Genomic DNA, 16678 nt, shown 5'->3' with positions numbered 1-16678 from the left:
TGGGCAGCCGGTCGCGGACGCGTTGCAGGTAGCCGAAGGCTTCCAGTTCGCGCAGGGCGGTGGCGATGCGCTTCTCGCCCTCCCGGCAGTGGGCGGCGAGTGCCTTGATGCCGACTTTCGTCCCTTGGGGCAGGGACTGGATGCGTACGGCGATGCCGACTGCGGTGCAGCTGAGGTCGGGGTGCTGGGCGAGGTGGTTGCCGACGACGGTGAAGCGGGTGGTGTGCGGGATCTCGATGTGGATCACGCCTCGGGCCGGGAGAGGCCCGGGAATCTCCGCCAGGGCGCGGGTGAGCGCAGTATTCTGCTGGGTATCCATTGGGGAAGGTGTCGCTTCCTTGATGGTCAGGCCCTCGGTTGGGATTGCAGTCCCGGTCGGGGGCCGACGTATGTCCGGTGTGGTGTCGGCCCGAGCATATGCCGGGCAACCGGGCCAAAAGCGAGCCGAGTTGGCAAACCTCACCCGTGTGGGTGACGGCGCCCGTAGGCGCCCTCCGGGGTGCGTCAGGTGGCCGGCGGGAGTGGGTTGGGTTGGGTTGTTTCTCTTGTTTCTTTGAGTAGTTGATGTCGCGCTTCACCGGGTCGCGGTCGGGAACGATCCGGTCGGGGCTGTACGGGAACACACCGGGACGCACCGGGTCGCACCAGCGCACGACCCGGCAGGAGCCGTCACCGTACGAGGTTGATTTCCGCCCATACGGTCTTGCGGGGAACTGGCCCCGGGGTGACGCCCCAGTGGTCCGCCAGCGCCTCCACGATGAGCAGGCCCCGCCCGGTCTCCGCGTCGTCCTCGGGCGGCTTCACCGCTCCCGGCCCGGGCGGAACGCTGTCGCCGCGCGTGTCGGTCACCTCGATCCGCAGCGTGCCTCCGCTGACGGTGAGGTCGAGTTGGAAGTCCCGGCCCTTCACGCGTCCGTGCACACTGGCGTTCGCCGCCAGCTCGGCCACGATGTGCGCCGCCGCCTCCGCCTCCGACGGGAGTCCCCACGCCCCGAGATGGGCTGCGGTGAGCAGTCGGGCGAGCCGGGCACCCCGGCGGGTGGGCGAGAGCAGCACCGTGAACGCCCGTTCGGCAGGAGTGTGTTGGGTGCGGACGATTTCTTGGTTCATGTCACTCAGCGTGGCCGCGTCTGCGTACCGTGCCTAGTGACGGAGCCCTTGCGTACGGTGAGTGTCCTGGGCTTGTCCGGTGCTGTCCGGGCTGTCGAGGGTGACCTGCGGGGAACGGACGCGGTTGAGGAAAGAACGGCACGCACGTCGGAAGCGGGGGCTCGCATGAGCATGGTCGGTGACGGTACGGAGCGCGGGGACGGCGGGGTGGACGAGCCCGGCTGGGAGGTCGACCCGGACGACGAGTCGGGAGCGGCGGTCGTCGCGGCGGTGGGGCGCCAGATCAAGACCTGGCGCGAGGCGGCGGGCCTGCGGGCGGGTGAGCTGGGCTCCGCCATGGGGTACGGCGAGGACCTCGTCTACAAGGTGGAGGGCGGGCGGCGCATTCCCCGCCCGGAGTTCATGGACGCCGTGGATGTGGCGGTGGGGGCGGGCGGGAAGCTCGCGGCGATGAAGCCCGACCTGGCGGAGGTCCGGTACCCGAAGAAGATCCGGGACTTGGCGAAGCTGGAGGCCAAGGCCGTCGAGCTGGCCGCGTACGGCAGCCACAACCTGCACGGTCTGTTGCAGACGGAGGAGTATGCGAGGGCGTTGCTCGGCACGCGACGCCCTGTTCTGACGCCGGACGAGCTGGAGTGAGCTGTGGCCGGGCGTATGGCCCGGCACTCCATCTTCGACCGGTCGCCTGCCCCCGAGCTCAGTTTCGTCCAGGAAGAGGCGTCGCTGCGTCGTCCGATCGGAGGGGACGCGATCTGGCGACGTCAGCTTGAGAACCTGCTTCGCGTCGGGGAATTGCCCTTCGTCGATATTCAGGTCATGCCGACTTCGCGATGGGATCATCCAGGAACGGGCGGGCGGATCCAGGTGCTGAAGTTCGCTGACGGTTCGGCTGTCGGCCGGGCCGACGACGAGTTCGCCGGCAGGCCCATCGCGCACCCGAAGCAGCTCCGTATCCTTGAGCTAGGGTTTGGAAACATCCGGGCTCGGGCTCTCACGCCGGAGGAGTCCCAGGCCTTCATCGAGCAAGTGCTGGGAGAGACATGACCAACAGGCCCTCTGCCGGGGAAGTGTCTGAGCTGCGGTGGTTCAAGAGCAGCTACAGCGACAGCAGCAACCCGAATGACTGCGTCGAGGTCGCGACCGCCCAGCACACTGTCCTCGTACGCGATTCCAAGAACCTCCAGGGTCCCCGCCTCGCTGTCACTCCCACCGCGTGGGCGGGCTTCGTCGCGTACGCCGCAGGGGCCTGATCTCCCGCCCCGCCACTATGATGCGGGCAACGCGTCGCTATGCGCGCTGGTGTGCCGGGAAGTCTGGTCGGCGTCGGAGGGGCATCCGTCCCTCCGCTTGCCGAGACTTCGGAGGGTTGTCCGTCGTGGACAAAAGCCTGTGCCAGCGAGCGAGACGCCCGGGGCCACCGCCTTTCAGGAGGGCCCGGCCCTGCGGTTGCCGGTGAAGGCGCCCGAGGGCGGGCGGCATGCTGTCGTGCACGCGACGAGTGGAACCGGCGCTTCCGCGTCGACCTCCGCGCAGACCTACCCCGGTTTCGAAGCTCTGTTGGACGCGGTCGCGGCAACGGGCCAGGGGCCCACCGGGGACGAGTTGGAAGAGCTCCGGTCCTTCGGAGAGGCGGCCGCGGTCAACGGCACCACTCTGCGGGCCCTGGTCGTGCGTCATCTGTCCCGGACCCGGGCTGCCTGGCCCGCCGGGACGGCAGGTTCCGACCGGGTGCTCGCCGCCGTGCAACAGGCCGTCGAAGCGCTCTGCGAGGGCTACGAACGTGCTCAGCAACTCGCCGTCCGGCAGCAGGAGGCGGCCCGGCGGGAGTTCATCGACGATCTTCTGTACGGGAGCGGCGAGCCGGGGGTACTGGCCGAACGCGCCGAGCAGCTCGGGCTGCGGTTCTCCCTCGCCCATGCCGTCGCCGTAGCCGAAGGCCCCGTCCCGTACACCGAGGGCGACCCCGTGCCCCGTCTCGTCGAGCGGGCCGTGACCGGCCGCTTCGGGGAGCGCAGCATCCTCCTCACCACCAAGGACGGGCGGCTGATCTGCATCGCTCCCGGGGATCAGCGCCAGGTCCTCACGTACTTCGCCAAACAGGCCCACGCCGCGACCGACGGCGGACGGGCTGCGATCGGACGGCCGCACCCCGGCGCCGGTGGCGTCGTCCACTCGTACGAGGAGGCACTCCGGGCTCTGGACCTGGCGGGCCGTCTCGATCTGGAGGACCCGGTGCTACAGGCCGCGGATCTTCTCGTCTACCCGGTGCTGACCCGGGACCGGCAGGCCATGGCCGACCTCGTCCGGACCACCCTGGGGCCGCTCCTCAAGGCCCGAGGCGGCCCGGAACCGCATCTGGAGACCCTCTCGGCCTACTTCGACTCCGGTTGCGTCACCACCCAGGCCGCCCGGCGCCTCTCCCTGAGTGTCCGCGCACTCACATACCGCCTCGAACGCATCCACCAGCTCACCGGTTCCGACCCGGCAGACCCCAGGCACCGCTACGCCCTGCAGACCGCTGTCATCGGGGCCCGGATTCTCGGCTGGCCCGCGCAGAAGGCGTAGACGACGGCGAGGAGCGTTCCCCTTGATTCCGACTTGATGCCGATGTCCTCAATGCCGACGTCCTCAATGCCGGTGCCCTTTTGCCGACGACCTGCCGACGCCCTGTGCCGACGACGACAAGGACGGTCACGTGACCTCGGTCTACAAGAACGACAACGCGCGACGGGAGGTGCGGTCCTGGTGCGTGAACCGGGTCGCGGACTGGGGCATCGCCCATGTCCGCAGTGAGGTGGTGACGTCGGCGGGAGTCACCGCCGTCGTGACCGCGGGCCCGGAGCCGACGCGCGACGGGGAGCCGGGTGTCGTGCTGCTGCCGGGGACGAACATGAACGCCGCCCTGTGCCTGCCCCTGGTGGAGGTGATGGCCCGGGAACGGCGCGTGACCATCCTGGACCTGCCCGGTCAGCCGGGGCTCAGCGCGGGCCGACGCCCTCGTTTCCGGCGCATGCCCTGGTACGGGAGTTGGCTGGGCGAGGCCCTGACGCAGTCCGTTCCGGGGCCGGCCGTGGTGGTGGGCCATTCCCTGGGGGGTGCGGTCGCGCTCGCCTGCGACTCTCCGCGGATCGTCGGCCGGGTGGTGCTCTCCGGTGCCGGCATCACGCGGCTGCGGGTTCCCGTCCCACTCCTGGCCGCCACCGTCCCCTGGCTCCTGCAGCCCTCGGCCGCCCGGTCGGCGGCGTTGCTGCGCCACATGGCCGCTCCGGGGCGGGGCGAGCTCCCCGGCCATCTGAGCGCCTGGATGCATCTGGTCGCACGTAGCTGCCGCACCAGCCTCGCCCCGCCCCCGCTGCCGTCTGGTCTGCTCGAACAACGGCGCTCCGTGCCGACGCTGGTCGCCACGGGGCGGTTCGACCCCTTTCTGCCCCCGCGCGCGCTGGGCCCTGCCGCGCGGCGTCGCCTCGGGGCGGAGTTCCGGGTGATCAAGGGAGCGGGGCACCTTCTGCTGGACGAGGCACCGGCGGAGGTCTCCGCTGTGGTGGAGGAGTTCTGCGCGGGGCTGGGGGGCTGATACGCCTCTGCCGGGTCGTGCACCCGGTGCCCCGCGTCGCCTCCGGCCGCTCGAAGGCTGCCCGCCCCGCAAATAGGTGTCCGTTAAACGTATCTCGGTATCCGTATAACGATGACGTCACTCGCCCGGCATCTTCACGCGCATTATCCGAAGATGTGATCCGCGTCACTATTGGATCGTTAAGTGCCGTGGTACAAATGCCCAACTTCGCAGGCGGAAGCACCGTCGCAGTGGAGTGCCGGGGCTCAACCGGCAGCAGTCCAGCGCGATCACCGCCGTAGCCGCCCCGTGCGGCACGCCGGTTCGCCATTCGGACGGCGTCGTTCGCTCATCCCCCCCATCGCACACCGACCGGCCAAGGCACCCCCAAGTCCGCCGTTCCCGCGTCATCGAGGTAGCCAACGTGACACTCGACTCCCTTACCGAGAACATCGACGAATCCGTCAGCGGGTTCTTCGAGCCCATAGCCGACTGGCTGGGCGGGATCGTCTTCTACTCCATCACCATCGCCGGGGCGGAGGTACCGCTCATCGTCACCTGGCTGGTGGTGGCGGGCCTCGTCTTCACCGGCTGGTTCGGATTCGTCCAGGTACGCAAGTTCCGTCTCGCCGTTGACGTGGTGCGCGGCAAGTACGACGACAAGGACTCGGCGGGCGAGGTCAACCACTTCCAGGCGCTGACCGCCGCCGTCTCCGGCACGGTCGGCCTCGGCAACATCGCCGGTGTGGCCGTCGCGGTCTCCATCGGCGGCGCCGGAGCCACCTTCTGGATGATCCTCTGCGGCCTCCTCGGCATGGCCACCAAGTTCGTCGAGGTCACCCTCGGTGTGAAGTACCGCGAGATCCACGCCGACGGCACCGTCTCCGGCGGACCGATGCACTACCTGCCCAAGGGGCTGGCCGAGCGCTTCGGGAAGAACGGCAAGAGCCTCGGCAAGGTACTCGCCGTCCTCGCCTCGATCATGATCCTGTTCTTCGGGCTCTTCGGCGGCAACCTCTTCCAGGTCAACCAGTCCTACGCGCAGCTCGTCTCCGTCACCGGTGGCGAGAGCGGTGCGATGGGCTCCTCCGGCGGCGCGCTCTTCTTCGGCATCCTCGTCGCCGCGCTCGTCGGCATCGTGCTGCTCGGCGGCATCCGCTCCATCGCCCAGGTCACCAGCCGGCTCATCCCCGCGATGGCCGGTATCTACATCGCCGCGTGTCTCGTGGTCATCCTGGTCAACGTCACCGCCGTACCCGCCGCGATCAGCACGATCATCGAGGGCGCGTTCAACCCCCAGGGTGTCGCGGGCGGTGTGCTCGGTGCGCTGATCATCGGGTTCAAGCGGGCCGCGTTCTCCAACGAGGCCGGTCTCGGCTCCGCGCCGATCGCCCACTCCGCGGTCAAGACCAAGCACCCTGCCAGCGAAGGCCTCGTCGCCCTGCTGGAGCCGTTCATCGACACGGTCGTCGTCTGCACCATGACCGCGCTGACGATCGTCATCGCCAACCCCGCCAGCTGGAGCGAGGCGCGCAACGACGATTCCATCGGCGGCGTGACGATCACCTCGGACGCGTTCGAGACCGTGCTGCCCTGGTTCCCGTACGTCCTGACCGTCGCGGTGATCCTCTTCGCGTTCTCCACGGTCCTGACCTGGGGCTACTACGGCCTCAAGGCCTGGACGTACCTCTTCGGCCGCAGCCGCACCAGTGAGACCGTCTACAAGCTCCTCTACACCGTGTTCGCCGTCTCCGGGTCCCTGCTCACCCTGCAGACCCTCATCGATCTGGCCGACGCGGTGCTCTTCACCCTCGCCGTCATCAACATCATCGGCCTCTACCTCCTCGCGCCCGTCGTCAAGCGCGAGCTCAACACCTTCCTCGAGTACGTCCGGGTCCGGAAGGCCGGAGGAACCGCCGGAACCGACGGGGACAAGGGCGAGGAGCAGGAGAAGGTGACCGTCTGACCCCGACCTCTCGCTGATGCCCCCCGCCCCTGCCGGTCCGCAGGGGCGGGGGGCATCACGCTGTACGCGGGCACGGGGGCGTCACGTCGTGTGCGGGCAGGGAGGCATCACGTCGTGCGCAGCATCAGCCCGATGCCGACCACCATCAGCCCGGCCGCCGCGATCCTCGGGGCCCCGAAGCGCTCCTTGAAGAACAGCGTGCCGATCGCCGCACCCACGATGATCGACGATTCGCGCAGCGCCGCGATCGGGGCGAGCGGGGCCTTCGTCTGGGCCCAGAGCACCAGCCCGTACGCGGTCACCGACAGGGCTGCGCCGAGCAGTCCGCGCCCGACGAACGGCCTGAGCTGCGCTGCCAGTTCGGCGCGGCGTCGGTAGTACGCGTACGCCGGGATCGCCAGGCCCTCCAGGACCATCAGCCAGGCGACGTAACCGAGCGGGGTGCCCGAGGCGCGGACCCCGACGCCGTCGACCGTCGTGTACCCGGCGATGGCGAGCCCCGTGCCGAGGGCCGCCACGACCGCCGGCCAGTGCGGCCGCTTCCCCGAGCTCCGGATGCCCCACAGCGCCAGCCCGACCAGCCCGGCCGAGGCCACCGCCACACCCGCCGTGGCCCAGCCGTTCGGACGCTCGCCGACGAACACCGCCGCCAGGACCGTCACCACCAGCGGGGCCGTGCCCCGGGCGATCGGGTACATCTGCCCGAAGTCGCCCAGCGTGAACGAACGCATCAGCAGCAGCATGTACACCACGTGCAGCGCGGCCGAGACCACCAGATACGGCCAGGCCTCCGCTGCCGGGAGCGGGGCGAACAGGGCCATCGCCCCGCCGATCAGCAGACCGCCGCCGGAGATCAGCGTGAAGGAGAGCAGCTGATCCTTGATCGCATGGGCGATGGCATTCCAACTGGCGTGCGTGACAGCGGCTATGAGGACCGCGAAGGCGACCAGAGGGGTCACTTGGCGGGCTCGCGCACATCCACGACCGTCGCGCCCGCGTGGGCGATCAGCGTTTTCGGGTCGAGCGGGAACACCGTGTGCGGAGTGCCCGCGGCCGCCCACACCACCGGGTGGTCCAGCAACCGCCGGTCCGCCAGCACCCGGGTCCGGGTGGCGTGACCGAAGGGCGGTACGCCACCGATGGCGTACCCGGTCGTCTCCCGGACCAGGTCCGCGTCCGCCCGCTTGACCTTCCCCGCGCCCAGTTCACGCCGTACCAGCTCGACATCCACCCGCGAGGAGCCGTCCATCAGGACCAGCACGGGCACGCCGTCCGCCGCGAATACCAGGGACTTGACGATCTCGCCGAGTGAGCAGCCGACCGCGGCGGCGGCCTCGGCGGCGGTCCGGGTCGCGTCGGGGAAGCGGCGCACCTCGACCTGGAGGCCCAGCTCGGCCAGCGCCTCGGCGAACCGGGGGTGGGCCTGCGAGACGGGGGCCGCGGGCTGGGGGGCGGGTGAGGTTTCGGGGGTTCCGGATGTGCTCATGGCTGCACGCTAGCGGTCGGTGCAGTATGCACGCGAGGGGGTTCCGGGTGGTGGGCGCGAGGCCGTCGCCGTCCGGGTACGTGCCCTCAACCTGCCGCGTGCGAGCCCGGGGTGTGGCCGAAGGCGCGGCGGAAGACGTCGATGAAGGCGCTGGTGAACGACCAGCCGCACTGATGCGCCACCGAAGTCACCGGCGTCCGCTCCGTCAGGAGGATCAGGACGTGGTGGAGACGGAGCTGGGTGCGCCACTGCGGGAACGTCATGCCGAGGTCACTGCGGAACAGCCGCGACAGGGTCCGGTCGCTCCTGTACGTGCCCTTCTCGCTGCAGGTCACGCTCGGCCAGGACTACCTGCCCTCCCGCGTCGGCACCGCCGGCGGGATCACCCTCGGCCTGACCGTCAGCATCGGCGGTCTGGCCAGCCCCGCCGTCGGCGCCCTCGCCGACGCCACGTCCCTGCGGACCGCCCTGGCGCCGCTCGTGCTGATGCCCGTGCTGAGCTGGCTGTTCTTCCGCATCCTGCCCGAACCGGGCGCGCCGCGGGCCGTGCTGCCCGGCACCGCCGACGCGCATTCCGGGAGCGGGGCGGCGAAAGCCGGGTGACCTGCGGGAGGGGGCGCGGTCGGCGCTGGCCTGTTGGGGGATGGCATGGGTGAGGGCCCGTGCCAGGGTGGCGCAGGCCCTCACTTTCATCCGGAACTCCGCGGTTGCGTGCGTCCGGCTGTCGTAGTCAGCGGACGACCCAGCCGCGCTCCGCGTCGAAGTAGGTGGCCTGTCCCTTGACGGTGGTGATCCCGTACGGGCCGCCCAGGTTCTGGTACTCGCCACTGGCCCAGCCGGCCTCGATGCCGGCGTGGCCGCCGCCGGTGTGGCCGTTCTCCCCGTTCGCGGAAGCCGGGGCCGCGGCGACGAAGCCGGCTGCGGCGACAGTGGCCAGGGTGATCGCGATACGACGGATCATGAATGCTCTCCTCGTGTCATCGGCATATGCCTGCGAAGCCACCTTGACCATCAGGCCGATCGACGGCCTACGCGGCACGCGGAGATCCCGGCGCAGAGAACCTGATTGGCCGCCTGCGGCCCCGGCGGCTCGCCGCACGGCGCGTCGAGGAGATGGGGCGTGAGTGGGTCAGCTCCCAAGGAGCCGTCGGGTTCCCTGTGGTTCTGCCGGGCGGTATTCGACGGCCTCGCGGTGCACGGAACGCGTCCCCGGCCGCCATTGAGCCGGGCAACCACGCTGCTCAAGGCGGTCGCACGCCACCACCGCGCTCACCTGCTCGCCGCCATCGTCGAGCTCGGCGGTGAACTGGAGCTCCCAGCTACCCGTAGCGGGCGCTTCAGGGGCGCGGTCGTCCCAAACGGCCGCGCGGTCAGCGCCGGCCGCCGCCGATGCGGCGGTCGTCGGCCAGTGCGGTAAGCGGGCCGAACTCGCACGCAAGCTCGTTCCACGTCAAAACCTCGCCACAGCGGGCCGGGAACTCCTTCGGGTTGAACTCGGGCATGGTCCAGGTGCCAGTGCCCCGGTCCCGCAGCCACAGGTCCCCGTCACCGTCGACCACAGTCGGCGGGACCGGTACGGGCTCGGCCTGATCGGTGGCCTCCCAGGTGACCCGGCCCGGGTGGGAAACGCGGCGCAGCTCGGTGGTGGCCAGCCGCGCGGCCAAGTCACGGGTGGACTCTTCGGCCTCCTTGACCGACGCGAGTCGGAACGCGTCGTCGAGTACGGGCAGAGCTGGATTTTTGCTGCGCTTTGAACTCATACGCTGACTACCTCCGGTAGTGGGCGTCACATCCTTTATGGCACCCCGTAGAGGAACACGCTATCCGAGGCGGGAGCCGGGCAGGCTACGACCACTGTCCAGGTGGAGGCGCTGGCACACCGGGCGTGGGGCTGGACGGTGAGCTGGTCCTGGATGTGGCGCGACCCGTGGTGGTCCAGATATGGCGGTCCGGGTGGGTTATGACTTCCCGAAGGGCCACCAAGCACAGCTGGCGCCCCTTCGACGTTCCACGCGACCCTTTCTCGTGGGCCTGCAGGGCAAGAAATCAGGGTCAGCGGCAGTTTGCACAGGAACAGCCCCGGCGGTCGCGTGGGCTGCCGGGGCCGCTGCGAACCCGGTCCTACTCCATCCCAGGACCAGGCCGGTAAGGCACCGGGCCTGTCTGGTCGTTCCAGGCCGCGTGACCCCGACGGAGAGGGGCCCTGCCCGACAGAGGCGATGTGACCTCGCTGGGCTACCGATGCTTCCAGAATCCCGGGTGACCCGGGGCAGGGGTGCTTCTACGCTCGTCCCATGGATGCGGGCGAACAGGGCGAGCACCTGGTGAACGTGGTCGATGTCGAGGCGACCTGCTGGGAAGGGCAGCCCCCGCCCGGCCAGGTGAGCGAGATCATCGAGATCGGCCTCACCGTCGTCGACCTGTGCGCGGGCGAGCGGCTGGCCAAGCACCGGCTGCTGGTCCGGCCCGTACGCTCGACGGTCAGCCCGTTCTGCACGGAGCTGACCGGGCTGACGCAGGCGGAGGTGGGCGGCGGCCTCTCCTTCGCCGCGGCCTGCCGGGCGCTGGCCGCCGAGCACCGTACGGGGCTGCTGCCGTGGGCCAGTTGGGGTGACTACGACCGCAACCAGTTCGCCCGCCAGTGCCGGGCGACGGGGACGGAGTATCCGTTCGGGCGGCGCCACACCAAAGTCAAGGTCGCCTTCACCGCTTCGTACGGGCTGCGCCGCCGCCCCGGCATGGCCCAGGCGCTGGAGGTGGCGGGCCTCCCGCTGGAGGGCCGCCACCACCGGGGCGACGACGACGCGTGGAACATCGCCGCCCTGGTGCTGGACCTGGCGGGGCGGGGCGACCGGGCGGCGGGGTAGGCCCGCTGCCCAGTACGTCGGACCCTGGGGCCTCAGCCGCCCGCGCGCAGCACCTCCGCCACGACCGGGCCCGCCGCGTCGCCGCCGTGGCCGCCGGACTGGACGACCGCCGCCGCGGCGAGGTCGTTGCTGAAGCCGGTGAACCAGCTGTTGGAGGTCTGCCCGTCGACCTCGGCCGAACCGGTCTTGGCGCCCTTGTCGCCGCCGACACCCGCCATGGACTTGGTGCCGGTGCCGGTGGGGCTGGTCGCGGTGTAACGCATCATCTGCCGCAGCTGCTCCGCCACACCGGCCGGCAGCGGGCGAGCTGTGGCGAACGGACGGTTGTCCAGCTCACGGGCGACCAGGTACGGCTGCTTGAAGGCGCCGTTCTTCACGGTGGCGGTCACGGACGCCATGTTCAGGGGGCTCATCAGCACCTTGCCCTGCCCGATGTACGAGGCCGCGGTCTCGGCCCCCGAGGATTCCGGGATGCTCCCGTCGAAGGAGGCCACGCCCGTCTGCCAGTTGTCCTGGCCAAGGCCGAAATAGTCCCTGGCCTCCTGGCCCAGAGCCGATCCGGCCCGGTCACCGAGCGGCTTGACCGGCTTGATGAAGGTGCTGTTGCAGGACTGCGCGAACGCTTCTCGCAGCGTGGCGTCAGCGATGGAGAAGTCATCGAGGTTGTGGAAGGTCACCCCTTTCCACGACACCGTGGGCGGACACTCCACTTTCGCGCCCATGCTTCCGAGACCATGTTGGATGATCATCGCGGCAGTCACGATCTTCATCGTGGAACCAGGGGCCAACTGGCCGGTCATGGCGGCGTTGAAGCCGTCCGAACGGTTGTTGGCGATGGCCCGGATCGCCCCGGTGGACGGCTTCACCGCGACCACCGAGGACTCGTCGAACTTCTTCACCGCCCGCTCGGCCGCCGCCTGCGCACCCGCGTCCAGGGTCGTCCGCACCTGGCCGGGCCTGCCCTTGGCGAGGGTGAGCAGGCTGACGTCCGGCTGGGCCTCGTCGGCCGGCTCGATCCACGTCTCGATGCCGGGCGAACCGCCCGCGCTCGCCCCGTACTTCTCGCGCAGGTTGTCCAGGATCGGCCCGAGCGAGGGGTACTTCTCCTTGGTCAGCACCGTCCCGCTGTGGTCGACGGCCTCGATCGCCGGCGTCGAGGCCTCGCCCGTCCTCAGCGTCGCGCCCTCCGTCAGCTGCGGGTGCACGACCGTGGGGTCCCAGTCGACCAGGGCCTTGCCCGTCGTCAGGCCGCGCACCACGGTCAGCTCCGAGGCGTAGGACAGGGGCTTCGACTTGCCCTCGTACGCGACGGTGGCCTTGACCGTGTAGGGCACCTTCGTGCCGACGGCCGGGCCCGGGGTGATCTTCACCTTGCCGATACGGGCGTCCTCGCCGTACGAGGCGAGGACCGGCTCCGCGCCCGACTCGTTGTTGGTGAGGAGGGCCGCGGCCGGTGCGTCCCCGGCCGACCACGCGTCGAAGAAGCCCTTCGACGTCTCGGCTATCTCCTCCGCGCTCGGCGGCCCTGTCTTCACCTTCGACGACTCGGACGCGCTCCGCGTACCGCCGTCCACGCCCAGGATGTCCCCGAGCATGCTGTACGCCCCGTAGCCGAGCCCGCCGGCCACCAGGACGAACGCTCCGCCGATCACGGCGACCTTCGCTCCACTGCGCATCCTGTATTCCCCCTCCCCAGGAGAGCTCCCTGAACACGTTCAAGGAGCAACTGTGAGGAACCCTAAAGGGTTGCGGCAGGCGGTGAGGGCGTTGTTACCGGACCGGAATGCTTGGCTGGAAAGCGCTCTCCGCCGTGTGATGGAGGGCCGTCGTGGGCAGACTGGCCGGGAATGCATGGGGGAGCGAGCGTCGGGGGGCGTGCGGCATGGGCAGCGGTATGGGCATACGGGGGTGCGCGGCGGTGCACCGATGACGGAATATCACATCAAGCATCTGCCACCCGAGATCCTGCCCGACGGCGGTTCCGTCACCTGGTCCGTGACCGGAAGCGGCACCGTTTCCCGGCTGCCCGGAGGCATCGCCCTCTGGCCCGTGGCCGATGCCGAGCGGTGGCGGAAGGCGGGGGTTCCGGCTGTGCTCGCCCCGATCGCGGGCGGCTGGATCCTGGCCGTCCTGGTGGCGACGGCGTACGTCCTGCTGTTCGGGCTCTCGTCCGGGACCGCGTCCGTCGCCTGGGGCGGCGGGACCGGGGACGGGACGGACTGGCCGGGATACCCGGGCGTGGTCCTGCTGACCGCCCTGCCGCTCTGGTACCGGTACGTTCCGGTCGCGGCCGGCACGGCCCCTGGTCGCGTACATGCCCCGCAAGCGCGACACCCGCGCCATGACGCGGCTGCTGGGCAGCGGCTCGGCGTACGGGGTGGGGAACGGGCACCACGACATCAACCCGAAGCACGAGCCCTTCGAAGCGGTTCTTCACGGCACGCTCGCCGAGGGCGACGAGGTCGTCCTCGCTTACGCCTGCGCCGAGTACCACCGCCACCAGGAGATGGGGCGGATGTACGCGAGCGTGACCACCGTCCCGCTCCGCCCGGACCGCCGCCACGGGCTGGGCCCCTGGGAACCGACGGACGGCCCCGCCCGGCAGCGCGAGCGGCTCCGCGAGGCTGAGGAGAGCGCGGAGCTCCACCGGAAGGCGCAGCGCGCGGCGGAGGAGCGCCGCAGGAACCCACCGCGCCGCTCGTCGCCCCGGGCGAGCGGGAACGACTCCGGAAACCGGCACAACGGGGGCGGCTGCGGCTCCAGTTGCGGATCGAGCTGTGGCGGTGGCTGCGGGGGCGACTGAGCCAGGGCCGCCGTCGACAGGCCCTCGCGTCAGCGACAGGCCCTCGCGTCAGCGACAGGCCCTCGCGTCAGCGGCCCGCCCTCCACAGAGGCTCCGTTCGACTGTGACGGCGCTCAACATACGCGAGGGGGCCGTGGTTGCCGACAGCAGGCAGCCGGGACCGGTTCGCTGTGCCGACATCACCCCCAGAAACGACCTCGGCGACCCGCCTACCCTGCTCGTACACGAGGAATCGGACGCGCGGGATCGGACGCGCGGGAGCGGAACGTCGGCTCGGCACCGACGGACAGGGGGGGGCGAGCCAGGTGGACGGCGCGGCGAACGGGGGCGCGCCCGGAGCGCCCCCCTCGACGAACGTGGGGGCGGCAGGCGGCGGCGCGAGCACCCTGGGACCTCGGGCGTCCCTGTTGATGTCTCTGACCCTCGCCCTGCTGCTGGGCGCGCTGTCGGGGCTGGTGATGTTTCCGGCGGCTCAGCATCTGCGCTCCCTCCAGGGCGGCGAGCGGGCCCGGGCGACCCTGCACACCAGCGGCGCCTGCATGGCGGGCCAGTGCGAGGTGACGTTCGAGGCCGGTGGGCGGACCGTGGTGGCGGGTCTTCCGGTGGGCAGCGGAGGCGGCAAACAGTCCGTCGGCGCCGCCATGACCGTCCGGTACCAGGTGGACGACCCGCAGGTGGTCGCTCGTGAAGACGATGTCGGGGGCGGCGGTGCGGCCGTACTGGCGTGGATGTCGGGCGGGATCGCGCTGTTGTTCCTGACGCTGTCGGTGGTGGCCGCGATCTTTCTGGCGCGGCAGCGGCGAACCTGATCCGGAACCGATGGCTGCCCGCCGGCGTCATGGTGTCCATGGAGCAGAGCGGGAGCACGATGGGCGAGGAGCCGACGTGGGTGGAGCTGTTGGTCTCCTTTCTCCTGATCGGGGCCGTTGTCGCCGCTGTCGGACTGGCGGTGATCGTCTCCCTCGTCGGACTGACGCTCTGGGGCAAGGCCCTGCTGCGGCGCCACAGGGGGACCGTATCCGGCGGTAGCTGAGGACTCACCGGACGGACAGGGGCCCGGCGCGCGCGCCGGGCCCCTGTCCGTTCAACTGCCTCGCTACACCCACGTGTCCAGCCACATCCGGTCCCGCCACAGGTCCTCCGGGATCGACGTCCCCGTGTACAGCGGCCAGAAGTAGATGAAGTTCCAGATGATCAGGAGCACCAGCACGCCCACCGTGATCGCCCCCAGCGTGCGGCGGCGTTCGCCGGTGGGGTCCTGGGCGGTGAGGCCCAGTTCGGCTCGGGTGCCCGTGCCCGCCGCCGGGCCCACGATCGCGCCCAGCATCATCGTCACGGCCAGGCAGAGGAACGGGACGAACACCACCGCGTAGAAGAGGAAGATCGTGCGTTCCTGGTAGAAGAACCAGGGCAGCCAGCCCGCCGCCACACCGCAGGCGATCGCGCCCGCCCGCCAGTCGCGGCGGAAGAACCAGCGCCAGACGACGTACGCGAGGGCCAGACACGCCAGCCACCACAGCAGCGGGGTGCCGATCGCGAGGACCTCGCTGGCGCACTTGCCGGTCGCCGACTCCTCGCAGCCGGTCTGTTCCTCGTAGAAGTAGGAGACGGGCCGGCCCAGCACGAGCCAGCTCCAGGGGTTGGACTCGTACGTGTGGCCCGAGGTCAGGCCGACGTGGAAGTCGTACACCTGGTTCTCGTAGTGCCACAGGCTGCGCAGCCAGTCCGGCAGCCAGCTCCAGGAGGAGTCCTTGCCCTCGGTGGCCGCCCAGTTGCGGTAGTAGCCCTTGTCCGTGACGATCCAGCCGGTCCACGAGACGACGTACGTGGCGATCGCGACCGGCACCGTGGAGCAGAAGGCGGGGATCAGGTCCCGGCGCAGCACCGCCCGGTACGGGTGCGCCGCGCCCGCCGTGCGCCGCGCCCCGACGTCCCACAGGACCGTCATCAGGCCGAACGCGGCCAGGACGTAGAGGCCGTTCCACTTCGTGGCGAAGGCCAGCCCCAGCATCACGCCCGCCGCGAGCCGCCACGGCCGCCACCCCAGGCGCAGGGTCTCCGCGACCTTGGCGTCCGGGCGCAGCACCCCTTCCTCGTCCACCGGCAGCGCGTCGGACAGCCTGCGCCGGGAGCGGTCCCGGTCCACCACCAGGCAGCCGAACGCGGCCAGCACGAAGAACATGACGATCAGGTCGAGCAGCGCGGTCCGGCTCATCACGAAGTGCAGCCCGTCCACCGCGAGCAGCAGGCCCGCCAGACAGCCCAGGAACGTGGAGCGGAACAGCCGCCGGCCGATCCGGCACAGGAGGAGGACGGAGACCGTGCCCAGCACCGCCACCATGAACCGCCAGCCGAACGGCGTGAAGCCGAACAGCTGCTCGCCGAACCCGATGATCCATTTGCCGACCGGCGGGTGCACCACATAGCCCGGGTCGGTCGGGATCGGCACGGAGGAAGGGTCGTTGAGGATCTGCTTGTCGACGTCCTTCGGCCAGGACCCCTCGTAACCCTGGTTGACCAGCGCCCACGCGTCCTTCGCGTAGTACGTCTCGTCGAATATCACCGCGTGCGGCTGGTCCAGCTTCCAGAAGCGCAGCAGCCCGGCGACCAGGGTCACCAGCAGCGGGCCGCCCCAGCCGGACCACCGCACCAGCCGGTCGGCCACGTGCGGAGGGATCGCGAGCACCGACCACATCTGCCGTCCCGGCCGGGTGTACGGCGGGTCCAGCCGGTCGCGGAGCGAGGGCTCCGGGCGGGGAACATGGCCGAAGCGGCGCAGCCGCCGTTGCCAGGAGGTCGGCTGTTCGCCGAGCGGGTCCCCGGCGTCTTTGCCCCGCTGGGTCTCGGGTGCGGTACTCGTCACCGCGCCATCGTAGGGAACGCATCTGTGCGA

At 70.5% G+C, this 16678-nt stretch carries 15 protein-coding genes and 4 pseudogenes; 10 read left to right on the top strand and 9 right to left on the bottom strand.

Going from position 1 to position 16678, the window contains the following annotated elements:
- Positions 1–319 (bottom strand): annotated as a pseudogene (locus B9S58_RS13335) (hypothetical protein); the annotation flags it as partial.
- A gap of 350 nt (positions 320–669) precedes the next feature.
- Positions 670–1110 carry an ATP-binding protein gene (locus B9S58_RS13330; protein ID WP_103532329.1) on the bottom strand — a complete coding sequence of 147 codons (441 nt, stop codon included), beginning with the start codon at positions 1108–1110 and terminating at the stop codon, positions 670–672.
- A 165-nt stretch (positions 1111–1275) separates the two neighbouring features.
- Here B9S58_RS13330 and B9S58_RS13325 point away from each other — a divergent pair.
- From B9S58_RS13325 to B9S58_RS13305, 5 genes and pseudogenes are all read left to right on the top strand, one after another.
- A pseudogene (locus B9S58_RS13325) lies at positions 1276–2154 on the top strand (helix-turn-helix domain-containing protein).
- Positions 2151–2360, top strand: a complete 210-nt coding sequence (locus B9S58_RS13320) for a DUF397 domain-containing protein (protein WP_103532328.1) — start codon at positions 2151–2153, stop codon at positions 2358–2360. Before B9S58_RS13325 ends, B9S58_RS13320 begins: the two are co-directional and overlap by 4 nt.
- A gap of 304 nt (positions 2361–2664) precedes the next feature.
- A complete protein-coding gene (locus B9S58_RS13315; RefSeq protein WP_374935671.1) occupies positions 2665–3675 on the top strand; it encodes a PucR family transcriptional regulator in 1011 nt (336 codons plus the stop codon).
- 130 nt (positions 3676–3805) lie between these two features.
- Complete coding sequence (locus B9S58_RS13310; RefSeq protein ID WP_181009293.1) at positions 3806–4684, top strand: alpha/beta fold hydrolase; 879 nt, start codon at positions 3806–3808, stop codon at positions 4682–4684.
- Positions 4685–5087: 403 nt separating this feature from the next.
- Positions 5088–6629, top strand: coding sequence for a sodium:alanine symporter family protein (locus B9S58_RS13305; protein WP_103532326.1), 1542 nt, complete (start codon positions 5088–5090; stop codon positions 6627–6629).
- Between the two features lie 107 nt (positions 6630–6736).
- Here the strand turns inward: B9S58_RS13305 and B9S58_RS13300 are convergent, their stop codons facing one another.
- The 3 genes and pseudogenes from B9S58_RS13300 to B9S58_RS13290 form a co-directional block, all read right to left on the bottom strand.
- Complete coding sequence (locus tag B9S58_RS13300) at positions 6737–7588, bottom strand: DMT family transporter (protein ID WP_103532325.1); 852 nt, start codon at positions 7586–7588, stop codon at positions 6737–6739.
- Positions 7585–8115, bottom strand: a complete 531-nt coding sequence (locus B9S58_RS13295) for a YbaK/EbsC family protein (RefSeq protein ID WP_103532324.1) — start codon at positions 8113–8115, stop codon at positions 7585–7587. The genes B9S58_RS13300 and B9S58_RS13295 overlap by 4 nt, the downstream gene beginning before the upstream one ends.
- An 86-nt stretch (positions 8116–8201) precedes the next feature.
- Positions 8202–8420 (bottom strand): annotated as a pseudogene (locus tag B9S58_RS13290) (helix-turn-helix transcriptional regulator); the annotation flags it as partial.
- Between the two features lies 1 nt (position 8421).
- On the opposite strand from B9S58_RS13290, the pseudogene B9S58_RS13285 reads away from it, so the two are divergent.
- A pseudogene (locus tag B9S58_RS13285) lies at positions 8422–8718 on the top strand (MFS transporter); the annotation flags it as partial.
- Positions 8719–8845: 127 nt separating this feature from the next.
- Here B9S58_RS13285 and B9S58_RS13280 read toward each other — a convergent pair.
- Positions 8846–9076 (bottom strand): hypothetical protein, encoded by a 231-nt coding sequence (locus B9S58_RS13280; RefSeq protein ID WP_103532323.1) that lies wholly within the window; start codon positions 9074–9076, stop codon positions 8846–8848.
- Positions 9077–9485: 409 nt separating this feature from the next.
- On the bottom strand, positions 9486–9875 hold the full coding sequence (locus B9S58_RS13275; RefSeq protein ID WP_103532322.1) for a hypothetical protein: 390 nt from the start codon (positions 9873–9875) through the stop codon (positions 9486–9488).
- Between the two features lie 534 nt (positions 9876–10409).
- Here B9S58_RS13275 and B9S58_RS13270 point away from each other — a divergent pair.
- Positions 10410–10982: a 3'-5' exonuclease gene (locus B9S58_RS13270; protein ID WP_103532321.1), complete on the top strand. Its 573-nt coding sequence runs from the start codon at positions 10410–10412 to the stop codon at positions 10980–10982.
- Positions 10983–11014: 32 nt separating this feature from the next.
- Here B9S58_RS13270 and B9S58_RS13265 read toward each other — a convergent pair whose 3' ends face one another.
- Entirely contained in the window at positions 11015–12658 is a 1644-nt protein-coding gene (locus tag B9S58_RS13265) for a penicillin-binding transpeptidase domain-containing protein (RefSeq protein ID WP_103532320.1), read from the bottom strand.
- A gap of 638 nt (positions 12659–13296) precedes the next feature.
- On the opposite strand from B9S58_RS13265, the gene B9S58_RS39015 reads away from it, so the two are divergent.
- From B9S58_RS39015 to B9S58_RS13250, 3 genes are all read left to right on the top strand, one after another.
- Complete coding sequence (locus B9S58_RS39015) at positions 13297–13785, top strand: hypothetical protein (RefSeq protein WP_258044457.1); 489 nt, start codon at positions 13297–13299, stop codon at positions 13783–13785.
- A gap of 410 nt (positions 13786–14195) precedes the next feature.
- The gene (locus B9S58_RS13255; RefSeq protein ID WP_103532331.1) at positions 14196–14594 is read left to right on the top strand and encodes a hypothetical protein; all 399 of its coding nucleotides are present in this window, start codon (positions 14196–14198) and stop codon (positions 14592–14594) included.
- A 38-nt stretch (positions 14595–14632) separates the two neighbouring features.
- A complete protein-coding gene (locus B9S58_RS13250) occupies positions 14633–14818 on the top strand; it encodes a hypothetical protein (RefSeq protein WP_258044456.1) in 186 nt (61 codons plus the stop codon).
- 63 nt (positions 14819–14881) lie between these two features.
- On the opposite strand, the gene B9S58_RS13245 is transcribed toward B9S58_RS13250, so the two are convergent.
- A complete protein-coding gene (locus B9S58_RS13245) occupies positions 14882–16648 on the bottom strand; it encodes a dolichyl-phosphate-mannose--protein mannosyltransferase (protein ID WP_103532318.1) in 1767 nt (588 codons plus the stop codon).
- Between the last annotated feature and the right edge of the window lie 30 nt (positions 16649–16678).

The sequence above is a fragment of the Streptomyces sp. SM11 genome (assembly GCF_002910905.1).
Lineage (GTDB): Bacteria > Actinomycetota > Actinomycetes > Streptomycetales > Streptomycetaceae > Streptomyces.
Note: the sequence above shows the minus strand (reverse complement) of the source record. Positions and strands in the feature narration are given on the sequence as shown.

Excerpts from the sequence above, each read along its gene's own strand:
- B9S58_RS13330 (WP_103532329.1), bottom strand. The coding sequence starts at position 1,110 with ATGAACCAAGAAATCGTCCGCACCCAACACACTCCTGCCGAACGGGCG.
- B9S58_RS13320 (WP_103532328.1), top strand. The coding sequence starts at position 2,151 with ATGACCAACAGGCCCTCTGCCGGGGAAGTGTCTGAGCTGCGGTGGTTC.
- B9S58_RS13295 (WP_103532324.1), bottom strand. The coding sequence starts at position 8,115 with ATGAGCACATCCGGAACCCCCGAAACCTCACCCGCCCCCCAGCCCGCG.
- B9S58_RS13280 (WP_103532323.1), bottom strand. The coding sequence starts at position 9,076 with ATGATCCGTCGTATCGCGATCACCCTGGCCACTGTCGCCGCAGCCGGC.
- B9S58_RS13275 (WP_103532322.1), bottom strand. The coding sequence starts at position 9,875 with ATGAGTTCAAAGCGCAGCAAAAATCCAGCTCTGCCCGTACTCGACGAC.
- B9S58_RS13270 (WP_103532321.1), top strand. The coding sequence starts at position 10,410 with ATGGATGCGGGCGAACAGGGCGAGCACCTGGTGAACGTGGTCGATGTC.
- B9S58_RS13265 (WP_103532320.1), bottom strand. The coding sequence starts at position 12,658 with ATGCGCAGTGGAGCGAAGGTCGCCGTGATCGGCGGAGCGTTCGTCCTG.
- B9S58_RS39015 (WP_258044457.1), top strand. The coding sequence starts at position 13,297 with ATGCCCCGCAAGCGCGACACCCGCGCCATGACGCGGCTGCTGGGCAGC.
- B9S58_RS13255 (WP_103532331.1), top strand. The coding sequence starts at position 14,196 with ATGTCTCTGACCCTCGCCCTGCTGCTGGGCGCGCTGTCGGGGCTGGTG.
- B9S58_RS13250 (WP_258044456.1), top strand. The coding sequence starts at position 14,633 with ATGGAGCAGAGCGGGAGCACGATGGGCGAGGAGCCGACGTGGGTGGAG.